The sequence below is a fragment of the Citrobacter sp. C348 genome, from assembly GCF_047467975.1.
GTDB classification, from domain to species: Bacteria; Pseudomonadota; Gammaproteobacteria; order Enterobacterales; family Enterobacteriaceae; genus Citrobacter; species Citrobacter gillenii.
This window is the reverse complement of the sequence record NZ_JASJUJ010000011.1, coordinates 149810-168690: the sequence shown is the minus strand read 5'-3', so window position 1 is coordinate 168690 and position 18881 is coordinate 149810. Positions and strand designations below refer to the sequence as shown.

At 53.3% G+C, this 18881-nt stretch carries 17 protein-coding genes; 7 read left to right on the top strand and 10 right to left on the bottom strand.

Going from position 1 to position 18881, the window contains the following annotated elements:
- Nucleotides 1-42: 42 nt before the first annotated feature.
- Genes QNN86_RS19540 through QNN86_RS19530 form a run of 3 tightly spaced genes read right to left on the bottom strand, consistent with a single transcriptional unit; the run spans nucleotide 43 to nucleotide 4220 of the window.
- Nucleotides 43-1305, bottom strand: a complete 1263-nt coding sequence (locus QNN86_RS19540; RefSeq protein ID WP_181617817.1) for a DUF1116 domain-containing protein — start codon at nucleotides 1303-1305, stop codon at nucleotides 43-45.
- A 16-nt stretch (nucleotides 1306-1321) separates the two neighbouring features.
- Nucleotides 1322-2983: an acyl-CoA synthetase FdrA gene (locus QNN86_RS19535; RefSeq protein ID WP_414212241.1), complete on the bottom strand. Its 1662-nt coding sequence runs from the start codon at nucleotides 2981-2983 to the stop codon at nucleotides 1322-1324.
- A 13-nt stretch (nucleotides 2984-2996) separates the two neighbouring features.
- Nucleotides 2997-4220, bottom strand: a complete 1224-nt coding sequence (locus QNN86_RS19530; RefSeq protein ID WP_181617819.1) for an MFS transporter — start codon at nucleotides 4218-4220, stop codon at nucleotides 2997-2999.
- A 336-nt stretch (nucleotides 4221-4556) separates the two neighbouring features.
- On the opposite strand from QNN86_RS19530, the gene QNN86_RS19525 reads away from it, so the two are divergent.
- Nucleotides 4557-5462 (top strand): carbamate kinase, encoded by a 906-nt coding sequence (locus tag QNN86_RS19525; RefSeq protein WP_181617820.1) that lies wholly within the window; start codon nucleotides 4557-4559, stop codon nucleotides 5460-5462.
- 47 nt (nucleotides 5463-5509) lie between these two features.
- Here QNN86_RS19525 and fbaA read toward each other — a convergent pair whose 3' ends face one another.
- From fbaA to epd, 3 genes are all read right to left on the bottom strand, one after another.
- Entirely contained in the window at nucleotides 5510-6589 is a 1080-nt protein-coding gene (fbaA, locus tag QNN86_RS19520; protein ID WP_135324390.1) for a class II fructose-bisphosphate aldolase, read from the bottom strand.
- A gap of 87 nt (nucleotides 6590-6676) precedes the next feature.
- Nucleotides 6677-7840: a phosphoglycerate kinase gene (gene pgk, locus QNN86_RS19515; RefSeq protein WP_096755771.1), complete on the bottom strand. Its 1164-nt coding sequence runs from the start codon at nucleotides 7838-7840 to the stop codon at nucleotides 6677-6679.
- 48 nt (nucleotides 7841-7888) lie between these two features.
- Nucleotides 7889-8908 (bottom strand): erythrose-4-phosphate dehydrogenase, encoded by a 1020-nt coding sequence (epd, locus tag QNN86_RS19510; protein ID WP_182269199.1) that lies wholly within the window; start codon nucleotides 8906-8908, stop codon nucleotides 7889-7891.
- Between the two features lie 375 nt (nucleotides 8909-9283).
- Here epd and QNN86_RS19505 point away from each other — a divergent pair, with 375 nt between their 5' ends.
- From QNN86_RS19505 to QNN86_RS19485, 5 genes are read left to right on the top strand one after another with little or no spacing between them, the layout of a single operon-like run.
- Nucleotides 9284-9709: a PPC domain-containing DNA-binding protein gene (locus QNN86_RS19505; RefSeq protein WP_414212240.1), complete on the top strand. Its 426-nt coding sequence runs from the start codon at nucleotides 9284-9286 to the stop codon at nucleotides 9707-9709.
- Between the two features lie 24 nt (nucleotides 9710-9733).
- Nucleotides 9734-10312: an ECF transporter S component gene (locus tag QNN86_RS19500; RefSeq protein WP_181617824.1), complete on the top strand. Its 579-nt coding sequence runs from the start codon at nucleotides 9734-9736 to the stop codon at nucleotides 10310-10312.
- Nucleotides 10313-11020 carry an energy-coupling factor transporter transmembrane component T gene (locus QNN86_RS19495; protein ID WP_181617825.1) on the top strand — a complete coding sequence of 236 codons (708 nt, stop codon included), beginning with the start codon at nucleotides 10313-10315 and terminating at the stop codon, nucleotides 11018-11020.
- Nucleotides 11008-11685 (top strand): ABC transporter ATP-binding protein, encoded by a 678-nt coding sequence (locus QNN86_RS19490; RefSeq protein WP_414212239.1) that lies wholly within the window; start codon nucleotides 11008-11010, stop codon nucleotides 11683-11685. Before QNN86_RS19495 ends, QNN86_RS19490 begins: the two co-directional genes overlap by 13 nt.
- Nucleotides 11679-12338, top strand: a complete 660-nt coding sequence (locus tag QNN86_RS19485) for an ABC transporter ATP-binding protein (RefSeq protein WP_181617827.1) — start codon at nucleotides 11679-11681, stop codon at nucleotides 12336-12338. Before QNN86_RS19490 ends, QNN86_RS19485 begins: the two co-directional genes overlap by 7 nt.
- A 54-nt stretch (nucleotides 12339-12392) precedes the next feature.
- Here the strand turns inward: QNN86_RS19485 and tkt are convergent, their stop codons facing one another.
- Complete coding sequence (gene tkt / locus QNN86_RS19480) at nucleotides 12393-14384, bottom strand: transketolase (protein WP_181617828.1); 1992 nt, start codon at nucleotides 14382-14384, stop codon at nucleotides 12393-12395.
- Nucleotides 14385-14663: 279 nt separating this feature from the next.
- Here tkt and QNN86_RS19475 point away from each other — a divergent pair, with 279 nt between their 5' ends.
- A complete protein-coding gene (locus QNN86_RS19475) occupies nucleotides 14664-15422 on the top strand; it encodes a M48 family metallopeptidase (RefSeq protein ID WP_096755757.1) in 759 nt (252 codons plus the stop codon).
- A 101-nt stretch (nucleotides 15423-15523) separates the two neighbouring features.
- On the opposite strand, the gene speB is transcribed toward QNN86_RS19475, so the two are convergent.
- The 3 genes from speB to yqgB form a co-directional block, all read right to left on the bottom strand.
- On the bottom strand, nucleotides 15524-16444 hold the full coding sequence (gene speB, locus QNN86_RS19470) for an agmatinase (protein WP_096755756.1): 921 nt from the start codon (nucleotides 16442-16444) through the stop codon (nucleotides 15524-15526).
- A gap of 142 nt (nucleotides 16445-16586) precedes the next feature.
- The gene (gene speA, locus QNN86_RS19465; RefSeq protein ID WP_181617829.1) at nucleotides 16587-18563 is read right to left on the bottom strand and encodes a biosynthetic arginine decarboxylase; all 1977 of its coding nucleotides are present in this window, start codon (nucleotides 18561-18563) and stop codon (nucleotides 16587-16589) included.
- Between the two features lie 8 nt (nucleotides 18564-18571).
- A complete protein-coding gene (yqgB, locus tag QNN86_RS19460) occupies nucleotides 18572-18703 on the bottom strand; it encodes an acid stress response protein YqgB (protein ID WP_115257520.1) in 132 nt (43 codons plus the stop codon).
- Between the last annotated feature and the right edge of the window lie 178 nt (nucleotides 18704-18881).

Here is an 18881-nt window from a genome sequence, read left to right as displayed (position 1 = left end):
CAGTAGGCCGGATGGCGGCATTAGCACCATCCGGCGATGTTGCTACGCCGTGATGTGATGCAGTTCCGCCAGCGCCTCAAGTGCCTTTTCAAAACAGAGCAGCGGTGCGCGTACAGTTCCCGCGCCAACCTGGCCAATACCGGCTTCCCGATGCGCAATACCGGTGTTAATCAATGGGGTGATCCCCGTTTCCACCACGCGGCGGATATCGAGCCCCAGGCAAGCGCCCTTGAAATCCCATGACGGAATTTGGAATAGTGGATTACTGGCAAGATAGATTTCTGCCATCTCTTCTGATGTTTCCAGCGCTGCGCCCATACCGCCCGCACCGACAAAACGAGTTACGCCAGGTGCGGCGATCATTGCAGCACCGCCAATGCCCAACGTTTCGGTGATCGCGCTGTCCCCGATATCTGGGTTAGCATCAGCCTGACTGTAACCCGTAAAGAATAGCCCTTGCGGCGTATTTACTGGCGCGGTAAACCAGCGGTCGCCGGTGCCGCTAACGCGAATACCAAAATCACGCCCGTTGCGCGTCATGGCAGTCACGATGGAACCGGCCTTGATTTCTGCTGCCGCGTCCATCACCGCTTTACTGTAAGCCATCGCCAGGTTGAGGAAGAACTGGTCGGTAACGCTCAGAAATTGCAGAACGTCAATGATTTCCGCTTTCGGACGATCCAGTCCGGCAATCACTGGTGATAACGTGCGCAAAAGCAGCGAAGATGCGGCAATATTGCGTTGATGAAACTCATCGCCCATAGTGATAGCTTGCGCCATCATTGCCGTCAGATCGATGCCGTTTTCCATACGCGAGAGCGCTTCCTGCAACACAGGCGCGAGAGTGTCACGCATCCAGCGCAGACGTTTCTGCACATCGTCGCCGTACGCGCCAAAGCGCATCACCTTACCGATACCTTCATTAAGGTTGCAGCAGGATTGATTACCATGCACGACGTCACGCACTACCAGTACCGGCATGTTAGCCGAGGTGATACCACCCATCGGCCCCACGGCACCAACATGATGACAAGGGATAAACTCAACTTCTCCCTGCCCGAGCATCTGCACCGCCTCTTCCTCAGTGGCTACCCATCCTTCAAAAAGTGATGCGCCAATACAGGCACCGCGCATTGGGCCGGTCATCTCTTCCCAGCCGATCGGTGGACCAGCATGCAGCAACTTACGCCCGGAAGATAATTGGGTCACCGCTTCTTTTGCCGGACGTACGGCAACCCAGTGTGGGCGCGCGGCTTTAATTCGTTCAATAATGGCTTCGTTGGCCTGTGCAATAGATGAATACATATCCGTACCTCTGAACTTAACGTAACTGTTTGAGTAAACTGGCGAGACGAGCGTTACCACCGGCAACAGGTGCCCATTGGTAATGCACAACTGGCGTACCGCTGCTCTGTAGATCCAGCGCGAAACTGCGCAACCCGGCATTGATAACCTGGACCCCTTCCAGAAGTGCACTGTGTGTCTCTGATCTACGGGGTTCTTGATAATGCGTCAGACTGACTGCAAGCAACACGGCCTCTTCCAGCGTTTCAACAACCGCCACTCCGGCGCTGCGCAAAATGTCTATCTGTCCACCTCGCCCTTGCGGATCGGCATCGGTACCGGTCAGGGTGGCAATCACGGCCAACGGCTCAGTGCGTCTGGCTCGTACGTACTCAATCGCCTCAACAACGGCAGTGGCAGGATCAGCACATGCGCCATAACCCAGCACCACATCCAGCAGTAAAACCCCCACCGCGGGCATCGTCGCCAGTTTCTCAATTTCAATACTGCGGGTTGTCGGATCGATCATCGGATGTGGTCTGCCCAGGGTGTAGCTATCATCACCGAGATCAACAATGCGGTGATCACCTGCCTCCAGCATGACACCCTGGTCGTGGCTTTGGCTGACAGGCACCCCGAGCCCGGCGGAGAGCAACATGGCGGCTTCGGCAGCCAGCGTACCTCCAGCGTACAGGCCATAAATCCCCTTACCCGCCACTTCCGGTTGGATCAGCCGTTGCTGCGCCACGCGCATGAGTAGCACCGACAGTTGGGCCGCATCGGAGAGTGAGTTGGCTAACCAAACGTTACCTTCGCGACGCTGTTCCGGTTTGCTCCCAAGGAAAAGCGCCACAACGGGTTTCCCCACTTTCTGCATTGCAGCAATAATACGTGTTCTGACCTGCGGCGACGGCGGCTTAGAGACAAATGCAATCACCTGCGTGGAATCATCGGCAGCCAGTATTTCAAGAGCACTCAATGCGCTGATACCGCCCACATCGGCGCTCAGGTCTCGCCCCCCCAGACCAATAGCATGGCTGATCCCCTGTTGGTGCAGGGCAATCTGCGAGGTGATTTCCTGAATCCCGGTTCCCGAGGCACCAATCACGCCAATCCCACCTTCAGGCAGGACATTGGCAAAGGCCAGCGGGCTTCCGGCAATCATCGCCGTACCACAATCGGGCCCCATGACGATTAACCCCCGATCACGCGCCATCGTTTTCAGTTCAACTTCCTGTTCCAGCGGCACATTATCGGAAAACATCATTACGTTTTTGTTTGCCAGTAGCCCCTCTTTAGCGACCGATGCGGCGTACTCCCCGGCAACAGAGACCAGTAACAGGTTGGCCTCGGGTAATTTCTGGCACGCGCTTTCGAAACGGCGCGCCTTAATCAACTGATGCGAACTCCCCGACACGTTAGCAATCGCACTCAGCTCTTTCTCAAGTTGTTCGCGAATTAAATCCACAATACCGGGTTGCTGGTTTTCAGTTCTTACCGCCACACAAATATCGTTTGGCGTCGCATCAGCAAAATCGTCATGCCAGAACCCCGTTGAATCCAGCATCGATTTATTGGCAGGAGTCCCCATCATGACCGAAACCTGATCAACTTCCGGCCGTTCACTGAGTTTTCTGGAGATAATCATCAGGCTGACAGAGTCCTGAAAACTTCCCTTTTTAATAAAAGCGTAAATCATTACCGCTACCTCTTTATGTGCGTTTTTCTTTTAAAAACAGCATGGCGACAAATCCGACAGCCAGCAGCGTAGCTGAAACATAGAAACTGGATGCCAGACTTCCGGTCATATCACGTGCCGCACCCGCAATAATGGGTGCAAGAATAGATGAGCTCATACCGATAAAGTTAAATAGACCAAATGCGGTGCTATAATTATTTTCATCGACACTATCAGCAACCAGAGCCACCAATACAGGATCGAGCGCCAGTTTGCCAACCAGTCCATAGACACACAGCGCGACAATTACGCCTGTCATATTCGGCATCCAAATAATGGACAGCATGCTGATAATCGCTACCGGCACCAGGAACAAAATTAATGGCTTACGCTTTCCTAATTTGTCAGACAGGCTGGAGAATAGCAGTGCACCAGGAATTGAAATCCACGCCACCAGCGAAGAGATAAATCCAGTTTCGCTACCGGCAATACCGCGTTCATTTTGCAGATAATAGGGAAGCCAGGTCAAAATAACGAAGAAGCCAAACAAGCTGCAGAACACCATAATATAGGTAATAATTAAATTACGGTTTTTCAGCAGATCGCTAAATTTCCCTTTTTTCACCACGGTGCCATCAGTCTCAACCGTGCGTTTTTTTTCTTTAACGAATAACCAGATTGCTACCCCGACTAAAATAGAAGGGACGGCCATGGCATAAAATGGCATACGCCACGAATACCCCTGGTCATACACCAACCAGCTGGAGGTCATTAAACCGAGTGCGATACCAAATGCCATTCCGCTATTGATGATTGCACTTCCCAGAGAACGGTATTTCTTCGGGATCTGTTCAGACGATAAGCCATACTGCGGGCCGTAGTAGGTACCTTCTCCTGCACCGGTGACGGCTCGGGCAAACAACAGTGTGTACCAGCTTTTTGCCCAACCGGTTACTGCAGTAAAAACACCAAAAAGGATAAACCCCGGTACCAGTACTTTTTTCTTACCAATTTTATCCCCCAAAATTCCTGCCGGAACCTGAAGCAAAGCGTAAGAAAAATAGAATACTGAATTAAGGATACCTAATTGCGTACCACTCAAACCAAATTCTTTTTCCAGTTCCCCCATCACTGGATTCAGAACCGTACGGTCGGCGTACATAAAAATCCATCCTAGCCAGAACAAAAATACCGTAACCCACCAGGCCGGTATCCCCTTTCTCTTCGTGACCTCAGTCACCTCATATGATCCAGACATAAGCAATCTCCCGGTAATATTTACCGCTGAACACCCCATGTTATCTGACAAGATACGTGAGGATTGATGTTTTGACTGCGTTTACCTTATCGAGGGAAAAGTTCATTTCATTTGAACAAAGTCACACTAAAGCCATTGTTATAAATTCCTGAGAACTGACTGCGGCATTATTAAAAAAACTCTAACAATCATTGTTAAATTAGCTTGAATAAACCAGCTAAAACCCGCAGGTATTATTGAGATATTTTTTAAGCTAGTTAAACCGTCTGATCCATCACACTATAAAAATAATAAATAGATATTTTAACCTCGAGATATTTTCACATTGAGGTATTCATGAAAAAGAGAATTGTCATTGCCCTTGGAGGCAATGCGTTATTACAGCGCGGCGAAATTTTGAGCGCTGAAAATCAACAGCGTAGCATCCAGCTCTTTGCCCAAATGGCGGCAGAATTAGCACGTGATTATCAACTGGTGATTGTTCACGGCAATGGACCGCAAGTTGGCTTACTCGCATTACAAAATGCAGCATACACGGAGTCTCCCGCCTGGCCCCTTGATATTCTGGTTGCCGAAAGCCAGGGGATGGTTGGTTTCGCTATTACGCAAGAACTGATGACATTTGCAGACAGCTCCCCCGTCACGACATTAATGACTCGCGTTGAAGTTGATCCACAGGATGAAGCCTTCACCGATCCCGGTAAATATATCGGCCCGGTGTATCCGCCAGAGAAGCAGGAAGAACTTGAAAAATGCTATGGCTGGCAGATGAAGGCTGATGGTCAGTATATTCGTCGGGTTGTTCCCTCACCGACCCCGCTAAAAATACTCGATAGCGATGCCATCAAGACGTTAATAGACGCCGGGCATATGGTAATTTGCTGCGGTGGTGGCGGTATTCCGGTCATCAAACACGGTGAAGGTTATAGGGGAACCGAGGCAGTAATTGATAAGGATTTAACTGCGGCCGTATTAGCACATGCCATTAACGCCGATCATTTGTTGATCCTCACGGATGCAGACGCCGTATATGAAAACTGGGGAACACCACAGGCACGTGCGCTACGACACGCGACGACCGCAGAGCTTACTCCATTTGCTGCACCAGACGGCGCAATGGGCCCCAAAGCAGCAGCGGTAATACAGTTTGTCAAACAGACCGGGAATAGCGCGTTTATCGGCGCGTTGAAAGATGCTCCGCAGATATTAGCGGGTGAGAAAGGAACGTGTATTACTGGTTAAAAAAATGGCTTCCCTTAGGAAGCCATTTTTACAATCAACAGACTAAATTACAGAACGTCAACCGCGTTCAGTTCTTTGAAAGCCTGTTCCAGACGGGTGATCATAGTTGCCTGACCAGCACGCAGCCATACGCGCGGATCGTAGTATTTCTTGTTCGGCTGATCTTCGCCTTTCGGGTTGCCCAGCTGGCCCTGCAGATAAGCTTCGTTCGCTTTGTAGTAGTTCAGAACGCCTTCCCAGGTAGCCCATTGGGTATCGGTGTCGATGTTCATTTTCACTACACCGTAGCTTACAGAGTCTTTGATTTCCTGAGCAGTAGAACCAGAACCACCGTGGAAAACGAAGTTCAGGCTGTTGTGCGGCAGGTTATGTTTCTTAGAAACATAGTCCTGAGAATCGCGCAGGATAGTCGGGGTCAGAACCACGTTACCTGGTTTGTACACGCCGTGTACGTTACCGAAGGACGCTGCAATGGTGAAACGCGGGCTGATTTTGCTCAGCTCGGTGAACGCGTAATCAACGTCTTCCGGCTGGGTGTACAGTGCGGACGCGTCCATGTGGCTGTTGTCAACGCCGTCTTCTTCACCGCCGGTGCAACCCAGTTCGATTTCCAGAGTCATGCCCATTTTGGACATGCGCGCCAGGTATTTGGAGCAGATTTCGATGTTCTCTTCCAGAGACTCTTCAGACAGGTCGATCATGTGAGAAGAGAACAGCGGTTTGCCGGTTGCAGCGAAGTGTTTTTCACCCGCGTCCAGCAGTCCGTCGATCCACGGCAGCAGTTTCTTCGCGCAGTGGTCAGTGTGCAGGATAACAGGAACACCGTAGTGCTCAGCCATCTGGTGAACGTGATGCGCACCGGAGATAGCACCCAGGATTGCAGCACCCTGAGGAACGTCGGACTTCACGCCTTTACCCGCGATGAAAGAAGCACCACCGTTGGAGAACTGGACGATGACTGGCGCTTTAACTTTTGCAGCGGTTTCCAGAACGGCGTTAATGGAGTCGGTCCCAACGCAGTTAACAGCTGGCAGAGCAAAGTTGTTTTCTTTAGCTACCTGGAAAACTTTCTGTACGTCATCACCAGTGATTACGCCTGGTTTTACGAAATCAAAAATTTTAGACATATTACGAGTCCTGTATCTTCGGCCTTGGAAAGGGCGCGCGCCCAAAGCGCGCTAAAATAAGGGCAGGTTTCCCTGCCCATCAATATCTTACTTTTTAGCACGCTCTTCGAGCATGGCTACTGCTGGCAGAACTTTGCCTTCCACAAATTCGAGGAATGCGCCGCCACCAGTGGAGATGTAGGAGATTTTGTCAGCGATGCCGAACAGGTCGATAGCCGCCAGGGTGTCGCCGCCGCCAGCGATAGAGAATGCTTCGCTGTCGGCAATGGCGTTAGCCACGATTTCAGTCCCTTTACGGAAGTTCGGGAATTCAAACACGCCAACCGGGCCGTTCCACAGAATGGTTTTTGCATTCTTCAGGATCTCAGCCAGCTGCTGTGCAGATGCATCACCGATATCCAGGATCTGCTCGTCTTCTTTCACGTCGTTAACAGATTTCAGCGTTGCAGGCGCAGTTTCAGAGAACTCCGTTGCCACACGAACGTCAGCCGGTACCGGGATGTCGCAGAGAGTCAGCAGGCGCTTGGCTTCATCAACCAGGTCTGCTTCGTACAGGGATTTACCCACGTTATGGCCTTGAGCAGCAACGAAGGTGTTGGCGATGCCACCACCGACGATCAGCTGGTCAGCGATTTTAGACAGAGAGTCCAGCACGGTCAGTTTGGTAGAAACTTTAGAACCACCGACGATAGCAACCATCGGACGAGCCGGTTCTTTCAGAGCTTTACCCAGTGCGTCCAGCTCAGCGGCCAGCAGCGGACCTGCACAAGCAACGTCAGCAAATTTCGCGATACCGTGGGTAGAAGCCTGCGCACGGTGAGCCGTACCGAAAGCATCCATTACGAATACGTCGCACAGTGCAGCGTATTTTTTAGACAGCGCTTCGTCGTCTTTCTTCTCGCCTTTGTTAAAGCGAACGTTTTCCAGAACCACCAGCTCACCGGCTGCAACGTCAACGCCGTCGAGGTAATCTTTTACCAGACGAACCGGGTTAGACAGTTTGTCTTTCAGGTAGTTAACAACCGGCAGCAGAGAGAATTCTTCGTTGTACTCGCCTTCGGTAGGACGACCCAGGTGGGAAGTTACCATCACTTTTGCACCCTGCTTCAGGGCCAGTTCGATGGTCGGCAGAGAAGCGCGGATACGCGCATCGCTGGTTACTTTCCCTTCTTTAACTGGTACGTTCAGATCCGCACGGATAAAAACACGTTTACCAGCAAGATCCAGATCGGTCATCTTAATTACAGACATGGTGAATCCTCTCGTTGATTCTTAAAGTTTTGCAAGCGCTCACGCGCCTTACCTGAAACCAATAGCAGCCATCGCTAACGTTGTGTCGAGCATGCGGTTAGCAAAGCCCCATTCATTATCGCACCAGACCAATGTTTTGATCAGGTGTGCACCACTTACGCGCGTTTGTGTACCATCGACGATGGCACTGTGCGGGTCGTGGTTAAAATCTACAGAGACCAACGGTAATTCCGTATAGTCAACTATACCATGAAATGAACCTTGTGCTGCTTTTTGCAGCAACTGGTTGACTTCACTCGCTTTTACTGGTTTTTTCACCGTCACGCTTAAGTCGATCGCCGTCACATTTATGGTCGGTACACGTACCGCAATCGCTTCAAAACGATCGTTAAATTGTGGGAAGATTCGTGTGATCCCCGCCGCCAGTTTGGTATCAACGGGAATAATCGACTGACTGGCCGCTCGCGTACGACGCAGGTCGGGATGATAGGCATCAATAACCTGTTGATCGTGCATAGCGGAGTGGATCGTCGTGACGGTACCAGACTCGATGCCGTAAGCATCATCCAACAATTTAATAACGGGAATAATACAATTCGTGGTGCAGGAGGCGTTGGAAACGATCCGGTGTTCAGCGCGCAGCTGATCCTGATTAACGCCAAACACAACGGTTGCGTCGATGTCGTGACTACCAGGATGTGAAAAGAGCACTTTTTTGGCACCTGCGGCAATATGCGCTTCGCCGTGTTCGCGGCTACCGAAGACCCCCGTACAGTCCAGCACGACGTCAACACCCAGTTCTCGCCATGGAAGCGCATCGAGTGTTCGCTCATGCAGAATGCGAATCGCGTCGTCGCCAACAATGAGCTGGTCGCGTTCCTGGCGAACATCCCAGGCAAAACGTCCATGGCTGGTGTCATATTTCAACAAATGCGCCATGCCTTCAGCACTCGCCAGTTCGTTGATAGCCACCACGGTGATTTCCGCCCGACGCCCGGATTCATACAAAGCACGAACCACGTTGCGCCCGATGCGACCGAAACCATTAATCGCTACGCGTACGGTCATAGGTCTCCTGCAAGGATTTCTCAGAAACGATGTGGCTGACAGAGTAATGCAGCAAACCGCTCAGGGAAACCTTACCTGTCGCAAACTGCGACTAATTGATTACTTGTCGAACATTTAATCGACTGAAACGCTTCAGCTAGAATAAGCGAAACGAGGAATAAAAGGAATGATTGTCCAGCAACAGAACACTGTTATCTGACTTACGTCACATTTTAACGCTCTGTCCCGCTAAATTTATTCCATATTCCAGAATTGCGAATAAGCGTAGCAAGATTATTTCGTTGCCGTGTCACAAATCCTGATTTATATCAGAAAGCTCACTCAACAGCGTCTATATTATCAGCGCTACGTCCGAGTCTCGGAGTCCCCCAACATATGGTCACATACTCTCCCCACACCTCTACCGCTCGCTTTCATGCGCTGCGTTTACTGCCTGGCCAGGAAGTTTTTTCCCGACTGCACGATTTTGTCCAACAGCATCAATTACATGCCGCCTGGATTGCCGGTTGTACCGGGAGTTTAACCGACGTCGCCTTACGCTTCGCAGGTCAGGAAGACACCACATTGCTCACCGGCACCTGGGAAATTATTTCCCTGAACGGCACGCTGGAACTGACCGGCGAGCACCTGCATCTTGCGGTTTCTGACCCACAGGGCGCGATGTTGGGAGGCCACATGATGCCGGGTTGTACCGTGCGTACCACGCTGGAACTGGTAATTGGCGAACTCACAGAGCTGGCGTTTAGCCGCCAACCTTGTGTCGTTTCCAGCTATGACGAACTGGTTATCACATCCCGTTAACGCTTCACTTTACAGAGGTATTCTATGGCGCGTCGCCAATTTTCCAGCCAGTCACTGGTACTGATAGTTATTGCCATCGCCATCAATATGGTCGGTGGACAGCTCATCAGCATGTTGAAGTTGCCTATTTTTCTCGACTCCATCGGCACTATTATCAGCGCGGTGCTGTTAGGCCCGATTGTGGGGATGCTAACGGGATTACTCACCAACCTGCTGTGGGGGTTGCTCACCGATCCTATCGCTGCTGCTTTCGCGCCAGTAGCCATGGTTATCGGACTGGTTGCCGGATGGCTGGCGCGGGCGGGATGGTTTCGAACCTTACCGAAAGTGGTGGTCAGCGGCATGATCATTACCCTGGCCGTCACTGTCGTTGCCGTGCCTATCCGCACCACCTTGTTTGGCGGTGTGACCGGCAGCGGCGCGGATTTATTTGTTGCCTGGATGCATTCCGTCGGCGAGGGTCTGGTTGAGTCCGTCGCCATCACCGTCATTGGCGCGAATCTGGTCGATAAAATCCTCACGGCAATCATCGTCTGGGTGCTACTGCGCCAGCTTCCGCTGCGGACCACTCGTCATTTCCCAACGATGTCCGCCGTGCGCTAAATGCACCCATTTACCTCGTTAACCCTGTGGGCGCTGGCAGCATGTTCCACATTGCTGCTACCAGCAGGAATACCGCTTACCGTTTACAGCATGGTCGTGTTCCTGCTCTTACTGTGTATGCCGGCCACGCGTTCCCGGGCGAAATATGTCGTCTGGTTGATGTTGCCCCTGGGCGTTGGGCTGTGGCTGGTCCATGGCGGCTGGCTGACCGAATGGATAAGCGGGCAACCGCGCACACCACAACGGTGGACCGATGCCGTCACGCTGTGGCTGCGGATCCTGGCAATTGTGTCTACGTCACAGCTGTGGATGCAGTACGTGCCGGTATCGCGGTTTATTCGCGCCCTGTTTGCCTCCCGCCTGCCGCCCGGTGTTGCCTACCTGTTTGCAGGCCCGCTGCTGGTTGTCGAGCAACTCAAGCGTCAGTTGGCGATTATTCATGAAGCCCAGCGCGCGCGCGGCGTGCCGCTGGACGAAGGCTGGTATCAACGGCTACGCGCGATGCCTGCGCTGATCGTGCCACTCACGCATAATGCGCTTAACGATCTGGTGGTTCGCGGGGCGGCGCTGGACATGCGGGCCTTTCGTTTGCAACGCAGACGCACAACGTTATGGGCACCGGAGGACAGCAACTTACAGCGTATTGCCCGCTACACGATGATACTCGCCATGCTGGTCGAAACAGGAGTGTGGATATGGTTACGCTAGAGCAGTTTCGCTACCTCCCGACGCACGCCACGCGCCCATCAGCCTGCCTTGACTTCCACTATGAAGAGCCCGGAATGGTGGCGATTTTCGGTGATAACGGCAGCGGAAAAAGCACGCTGGCACAGCTGATGGCAGGCTGGTACCCCGATTTTCTTCCCGGAGAGATTGAAGGGAAAGGGAAGCTGCTGGGAAATCCTGTAGGACAACTGTCACTCGTCGAGCAGTCATGCACCATCCAACTGGTGCAGCAATCGCCTTATCTACAGCTTTCTGGCTGCACCTTCAGCGTGGAGGAGGAAGTGGCATTCGGCCCGGAGAACCTCTGCCTGGAGGAGGCTGAAATTATGCGTCGAATTGACGCGGCACTCACACTGACTGAATGCCAGCCGCTGCGTCATCGTCATCCGGGAACGCTTTCCGGTGGTGAAACCCAGCGGGTGGTGATTGCCAGCGCGCTGGCCATGCAACCGAGGATATTGATTCTGGATGAAGCGTTCAGCCGTCTGACCGCGCAGGCCACCACGATGTTGCTGGAGCGGTTGTATCAATGGGCACTGGAACAACAGGCGTTGATTGTGCTTTTTGAGCGTATTCACGCCCCGTTTATCAGCCATTGTCAGCAAGCATGGCAACTGCGCGATGGAGCACTATCCCCACTATGCTAACGCTTAATCAGGTGACGTATCGCTGGCCGAATGCGCCCGATGACTGCTTACACAATATCTCGCTGGAACTCCATTCAGGCCAATGGCTGGCGCTGACGGGAGATAATGGCGCGGGTAAATCCACACTGCTGCGAGTGATGGCTGGCCTTCTGTCCCCCTCATCCGGCACGATAACCTTGAGTAACCGGCCGATTGCGCAACTGAAAAACCGCGAGAGAGCTAAGCTGCTCGGCGTATTGTTTCAGGAAGCCGAAAACCAAATTTTTCACAGCAAGGTCGCAGAGGAAGTCGCCTTTGGATTGCGCCTGCAAAGGCTACCCGCAGCGGAGATTGCGCAACGCACCGCGGCAGCTCTGCAGTTATGTCAGTTAGCGGACGTCGCCGACGCCCATCCGCTGGATCTGCACACCGCGCAACGACGTATGGTCGCCGTCGCCAGCCTTGAAGCCATGGCGCCTGCCCTTCTTCTGCTTGATGAACCGAGCCGGGATTTTGACGCACACTGGCTGGCGGTATTTGAGAACTGGCTCGCAGTGTGTCGCGCACGAGGCACCAGTATGGTCGCTATCAGCCATGACGTTGCATTTACGCAGCGTCATTTCTCCTGCGTAGTTCGCCTTGAAACGGGCCAGATACGTCCGGAAAAAATCTGATGCGCAAAAAAAAACGGGCCGCGTGAGCGACCCGTTATACCGTTGTAAATCTAATTACAGCAGTTCTTTCGCTTTCGCGACAACGTTGTCTACGGTGAAGCCAAACTCTTCAAACAGCAGCTCAGCCGGAGCAGACTCACCAAAGGTGGTCATACCGATGATAGCGCCGTTCAGGCCCACGTATTTGAACCAGTAGTCCGCGATACCCGCTTCGATGGCCACGCGAGCAGAGACAGCTTTCGGCAGCACGGATTCACGGTAAGCGGCATCCTGCTTGTCGAATGCATCGGTAGACGGCATGGAGACCACGCGTGCTTTAACGCCTTCCGCAGTCAGTTTGTCCCATGCAGCCACCGCCAGCTCAACTTCTGAACCAGTAGCGATGAAGATAAGCTCCGGCTGACCGGCGCAATCCTTCAGCACGTAACCACCGCGTGCGATGTTCGCCAGCTGCTCTTCAGTACGTTCCTGCTGAGCCAGGTTCTGACGGGAGAGGATCAGCGCGGTCGGGCCGTCCTGACGCTCTACGCCATATTTCCACGCGACCGCGGATTCAACCTGGTCACACGGACGCCATGTGCTCATGTTCGGGGTCACGCGCAGAGAAGCCACCTGCTCTACCGGCTGGTGAGTCGGACCATCTTCACCCAGACCGATGGAGTCATGGGTGTAGACCATAACCTGGCGCTGTTTCATGAGGGCCGCCATACGCACCGCGTTACGGGCATATTCAACGAACATCAGGAAGGTAGAGGTGTACGGCAGGAAACCACCGTGCAGCGCGATACCGTTAGCGATAGCGGTCATACCAAATTCACGAACACCGTAATGGATGTAGTTACCAGCAGCGTCTTCGTTAATGGCTTTAGAACCAGACCAGATAGTCAGGTTTGATGGTGCCAGGTCAGCGGAACCACCGAGGAATTCCGGCAGCCATGGACCAAACGCTTCAATGGCGTTCTGAGACGCTTTACGGCTGGCAATTTTGGACGGATTCGCCTGCAGTTTAGCAATGAATTCATTCGCTTTGGCGTCGAAGTCAGACGGCATGTCACCTTTCATACGACGGGTAAATTCAGCGGCTTCCTGCGGGAAGGCTTTGGCATAAGCGGCGAACTTCTCGTTCCATGCTGCTTCTTTCGCCTGGCCTGCTTCTTTCGCATCCCACTGTGCGTAGATTTCAGACGGGATTTCGAACGGCGCGTATTTCCAGCCCAGCTGCTCGCGGGTCAGTGCGATTTCTGCATCGCCCAACGGTGCACCATGAGAATCGTGGGTGCCTGCTTTGTTCGGAGAACCGAAGCCGATGATGGTTTTGCACATCAGCAGGGACGGTTTGTCGGTCACTGCGCGGGCTTCTTCTACTGCACGCTTAATCGCGTCAGCATCGTGGCCATCAACGCCACGCACAACGTGCCAGCCGTAAGCTTCGAAACGCTTCGCGGTGTCATCAGTGAACCAGCCTTCAACGTGACCATCGATAGAAATACCGTTGTCATCGTAGAACGCAACCAGTTTGCCCAGCTTCAGCGTACCGGCCAGAGAACATACCTCGTGAGAGATACCTTCCATCATGCAGCCGTCGCCCATGAAGGCGTAGGTGAAGTGGTCAACAATGTCGTGACCTGGACGGTTAAACTGCGCCGCCAGTGTTTTTTCAGCGATAGCCATACCGACTGCGTTCGCAATACCCTGCCCCAGCGGACCGGTTGTGGTCTCAACACCCGCGGTGTAACCCACTTCCGGGTGACCCGGCGTTTTGGAGTGCAGCTGACGGAAGTTCTGCAGCTCGGACATCGGCAGGTCGTAGCCGGAGAGGTGCAGCAAGCTATAAATCAGCATCGAGCCGTGACCGTTGGACAGCACGAAGCGGTCGCGGTCAGCCCAGGACGGGTTATTCGGGTTGTGGTTCAGGAAATCACGCCACAGGACTTCGGCAATGTCAGCCATACCCATCGGGGCACCCGGGTGACCGGATTTGGCTTTCTGTACTGCGTCCATGCTCAGCGCACGAATAGCATTGGCAAGCTCTTTACGTGAGGACATTTTGACTCCAGATCGGATAATGAAGGCTGTGCCCGGAACGACTTGACGACAGAGCGTTTTGGGCTACGCCGGAAAAAAGTGCCAACAATGTAACCCAAGCCGCGTGTCATGTACATGGAGCATCCTTTTGCCGCTTCAGAAATCTCTGGATCATGCGCGCAAGTTGCGCAATCTTCTCGCCCGCTTGTGGTTCTTTTCTTTATACTTATATTGAGCGTCTCGTTACCTGCAAACGACGCATTTTTTAGAATAATCCTGACTTCGTGCGGAAGAGAAAAAATGAAAATTCGCGCTTTACTGCTTGCTATGAGCATGGCTACGGCACTGACCGGCTGCCAGAATATGGACTCCAATGGACTACTTTCATCTGGCGCGGGCGCTTTCCAGGCCTACAGCCTGAGCGATGCGCAAGTCATCGCACTGAGCAACCAGGCCTGTCAGGATATGGACAGCAAAGCGACCATTGCTCCTGCCAGCAGTGAATATACCAAACGACTGAGCAAAATCGCCGCTGCGCTAGGCGATAACATCAACGGACAGCCGGTAAATTACAAAGTCTATGTGGCGAAAGACGTCAACGCGTTTGCGATGGCAAATGGCTGCATCCGCGTGTACAGCGGCCTGATGGATATGATGACCGATAACGAAGTTGAGGCGGTTATTGGTCACGAAATGGGCCACGTTGCGCTGGGTCACGTGAAGAAAGGAATGCAAGTTGCGCTGGGAACCAACGCCGTGCGTGCCGCAGCGGCCTCTGCGGGCGGTATCGTTGGCAGCTTGTCGCAGTCTCAGCTTGGCGATCTGGGAGAAAAACTGGTGAACTCGCAGTTCTCCCAGCGTCAGGAATCCGAAGCGGATGACTACTCATATGATTTGTTGCGCAAACGCGGTATTAATCCGGCAGGCTTAGCCACCAGCTTTGAGAAACTGGCGAAACTGGAAGCAGGACGTCAAAGCTCAATGTTTGACGACCATCCAGCCTCCGCCGAACGTGCGCAACATATTCGCGATCGCATGAGCGCGGATGGGATCAAATAATCTTCGAACAGTGCCGGATGGCGGCGTGAACGCCTTATCCGGCCTACAAGAATCAACCAACTGTAGGCCGGATAAGCGCAGCGCCATCCGGCAAAAACAACTTATTCGCCTTTTTTGGCTGCCTGGATATACAGCATCTCCAGTGCCAGCGTCGCCGCTGCCAGCGCGGTGATCTCAGACTGATCGTAGGCCGGGGCCACTTCGACTACATCCATCCCAACAATATTCAGATCCTTCAGGCCACGCACCAGTTTGATCGCACGATCCGACGTCAGACCGCCGATCACTGGCGTACCCGTACCCGGAGCAAACGCCGGATCCAGGCAGTCGATATCAAAGGTCAGGTAAACCGGCATGTCACCGACAATCTGCTTCACCTGCGCGATGATGTCATCCACGCTGCGATCGTTCACCTGGCAGGCATCCAGTACGGTAAAGCCGTTGTCTTTGTCAAACTCGGTGCGAATACCGATCTGCACGGAATGGTTCGGATCGATCAGGCCTTCGTTCGGCGCGGTATAGAACATGGTGCCGTGGTCAAATTCACAGCCGTTAGCATAGGTGTCGGTGTGGGCATCAAAGTGCACCAGCGCCATTTTACCAAAGTGCTTAGCGTGCGCGCGCAGCAGCGGCAGCGTAACGAAGTGGTCACCGCCGAAGGAGAGCATGCGCTTGCCGGCAGAAAGCAGCTTTTCAGCATGCGCCTGCAATTTTTCACTCATTTCACGCGCATCGCCAAACGCATACACCAGATCGCCGCAGTCCACGACGTTCAGGCGTTCACGCATGTCAAAATTCCACGGGAAACGGTTGTGTTCCCAGGCCAGGTTAGTGGAAACCTGACGGATCGCTGCCGGACCATGACGCCCGCCCGCACGACCAGATGTTGCCATATCAAACGGTACGCCGGTAATAACCCAGTCGGCGTCGCTGTCGTAGGGCTGGAAATTCATCGGCAGACGCAAAAAACCAAAGGCGTTAGATACCAGGGAGTTGTCGTATTGATGACCTAAGGTGCTCATGTACTGACCTCTTATAAAATTGGTGAAAAAAAATCCCCTCCGCGTCGTTAAGCCCGACGAGGAAGGGATTGATTTACGTGACTACGTGTATGGGCGAATTATCGCCGTTAATTTGTCCAGGTTCAAGCGACCCCGAATAACCTTACTCGTCTTCGAGATAGGTATAGCCGTACAATCCAGCCTCGAACTCTTCGAGGAACTGTTGCTGCAACTCAGTATCCAGATCGGTGTTTTTCACCTGGTCACGGAACTGCGTCAGCAACGTTTTCGGATCCAACTGCACGTACTGCAACATATCCGCCACGGTATCCCCTTCGTCGGACAGCTCAACTTCCACGCTGCCGTCAGGGAAGACGAACACGTCGACCGCTTCGGTATCGCCGAACAGGTTGTGCATGTTGCCAAGGATTTCCTGGTACGCGCCAACCATAAAGAAGCCCAGCATCGGCGGGTTCTCCGGATCATATTCCGGCATCGGCATGGTGGTGGCAATGCCGTCACCATCAACGTAGTGGTCGATTGCGCCATCAGAGTCACAGGTAATATCCAAGAGCACCGCGCGGCGCTCCGGCACCTGATTCAGTCCTTCCAGCGGCATGACCGGGAACAGCTGATCGATCCCCCACGCGTCCGGCATCGACTGGAACAGTGAGAAGTTGACGTAGATCTTATCCGCCATACGCTCCTGCAGCTCGTCGATAATCGGCCGGTGCGCACGGTTGCTCGGGTCGAGCTGTTTCTGCACATCGTGACACATGTTCAGATAGAGCTGCTCTGCCCACGCGCGCTCCTGCAGGCTAAAGGTGCCTGAAGAGTACCCAACGTGAATATCGTGCAGATCCATCTGGCTGTCGTGCAGCCATTCACGCAGCGAACGGCGGGTGCCCGGTTCGTGCATCTCCTGCCAGGTTTCCCACATGCTTTGCAGGGCACGCGGCGCATCGTCAGCCGGAGGCGTAGCTTCGGTGTGTTCGCTACGCTCAACGCCGATGATGTTAGACACCAGCACGGTATGATGCGCGGTTACCGCACGACCGGACTCGGTAATTACCGTCGGATGCGGCAGGCCGTGTTCTTCACAGGCATCGCCAATCGCCCAGATAATATTGTTGGCGTATTCGTTCAGACCGTAGTTGACCGAACAGTCAGACTGCGAGCGTGTCCCTTCATAGTCCACGCCGAGGCCACCACCCACATCGAAGCACTGGATGTTTACGCCCAGTTTGTGCAGCTCAACGTAGAAACGCGCAGATTCACGTACGCCGGTGGCGATATCGCGAATATTCGCCATCTGTGAACCGAGATGGAAGTGCAGCAATTGAATGCTGTCCAGACGACCGCGTTCGCGCAGAATTTCCACCAGTTGCAGTACCTGGTTCGCCGCCAGGCCGAACTTGGATTTTTCACCGCCGGAGGACTGCCATTTACCGGAACCTTGCGAGGCCAGACGCGCACGCACGCCCAGACGCGGGACCACATTCAGCCGTTCGGCTTCATCCAGCACGATCGCGATTTCAGACATCTTCTCGATGACCAGGTAGACCTTGTGGCCCATCTTCTCGCCAATCAGCGCCAGACGAATGTATTCACGATCTTTGTAACCATTACAAACAATCACGCTGCGGGTCATGCCAGCATGCGCCAGAACCGCCATCAGTTCGGCCTTAGAACCGGCTTCCAGTCCCAGCGGCTCACCGGAGTGAATCAGCGATTCAATCACGCGACGGTGCTGGTTAACCTTGATCGGGTAAACGAGGAAATAATCACCCTTGTAGCCGTAGGATTCACGGGCGCGCTTGAACGCGGCGTTAATCGAACGCAGACGGTGTTGCAGGATCTGCGGGAAGCAGAACAGCGCCGGCAGACGTTGCCCCTGCGCTTCGCGAGCTTTTACCAGCTCGGCAAGATCAACACGTGCTTCCGGGACGTCAGGGTCCGGGCACACGCTAATGTGACCGAGTTCGTTGACGTCATAGTAGTTATTACCCCACCAGGCAATATTGTAGGTACGCAGCATCTTGCTGGCTTCCTGGGAACTCATTGCAACCTCCTGCATGGAGCGTAGTACACCCTGTCCGCCTGCTGACGAAGGCGAACCCATAGAAATGTCGTCAGACATAGCGAACCTCAAATTTTATTAACAAGTGTAAAACAGTTGACTACTATCGCAATCCGAAGAAGCGATAACAACCCATAAACAGGCAGATTTTCCAGCAGATAGTGCTGACGCTCCGACTGTGCGACCGGTTTCTTTATCATTTCATTGTAAACACGTTACCGAACGTAATACTGACAGTTCGGCGAAACCACGAGAAAACTCTTGTTTACCAAGAGCGCCCTTGTTCAGTCCTTAGTGACCGTTACCGGCTCTTGAGTCCTGAGATACGCCGGGATGGGTATACACTTCATCCTTCATGCAGCCTCGACGCAGCATGAA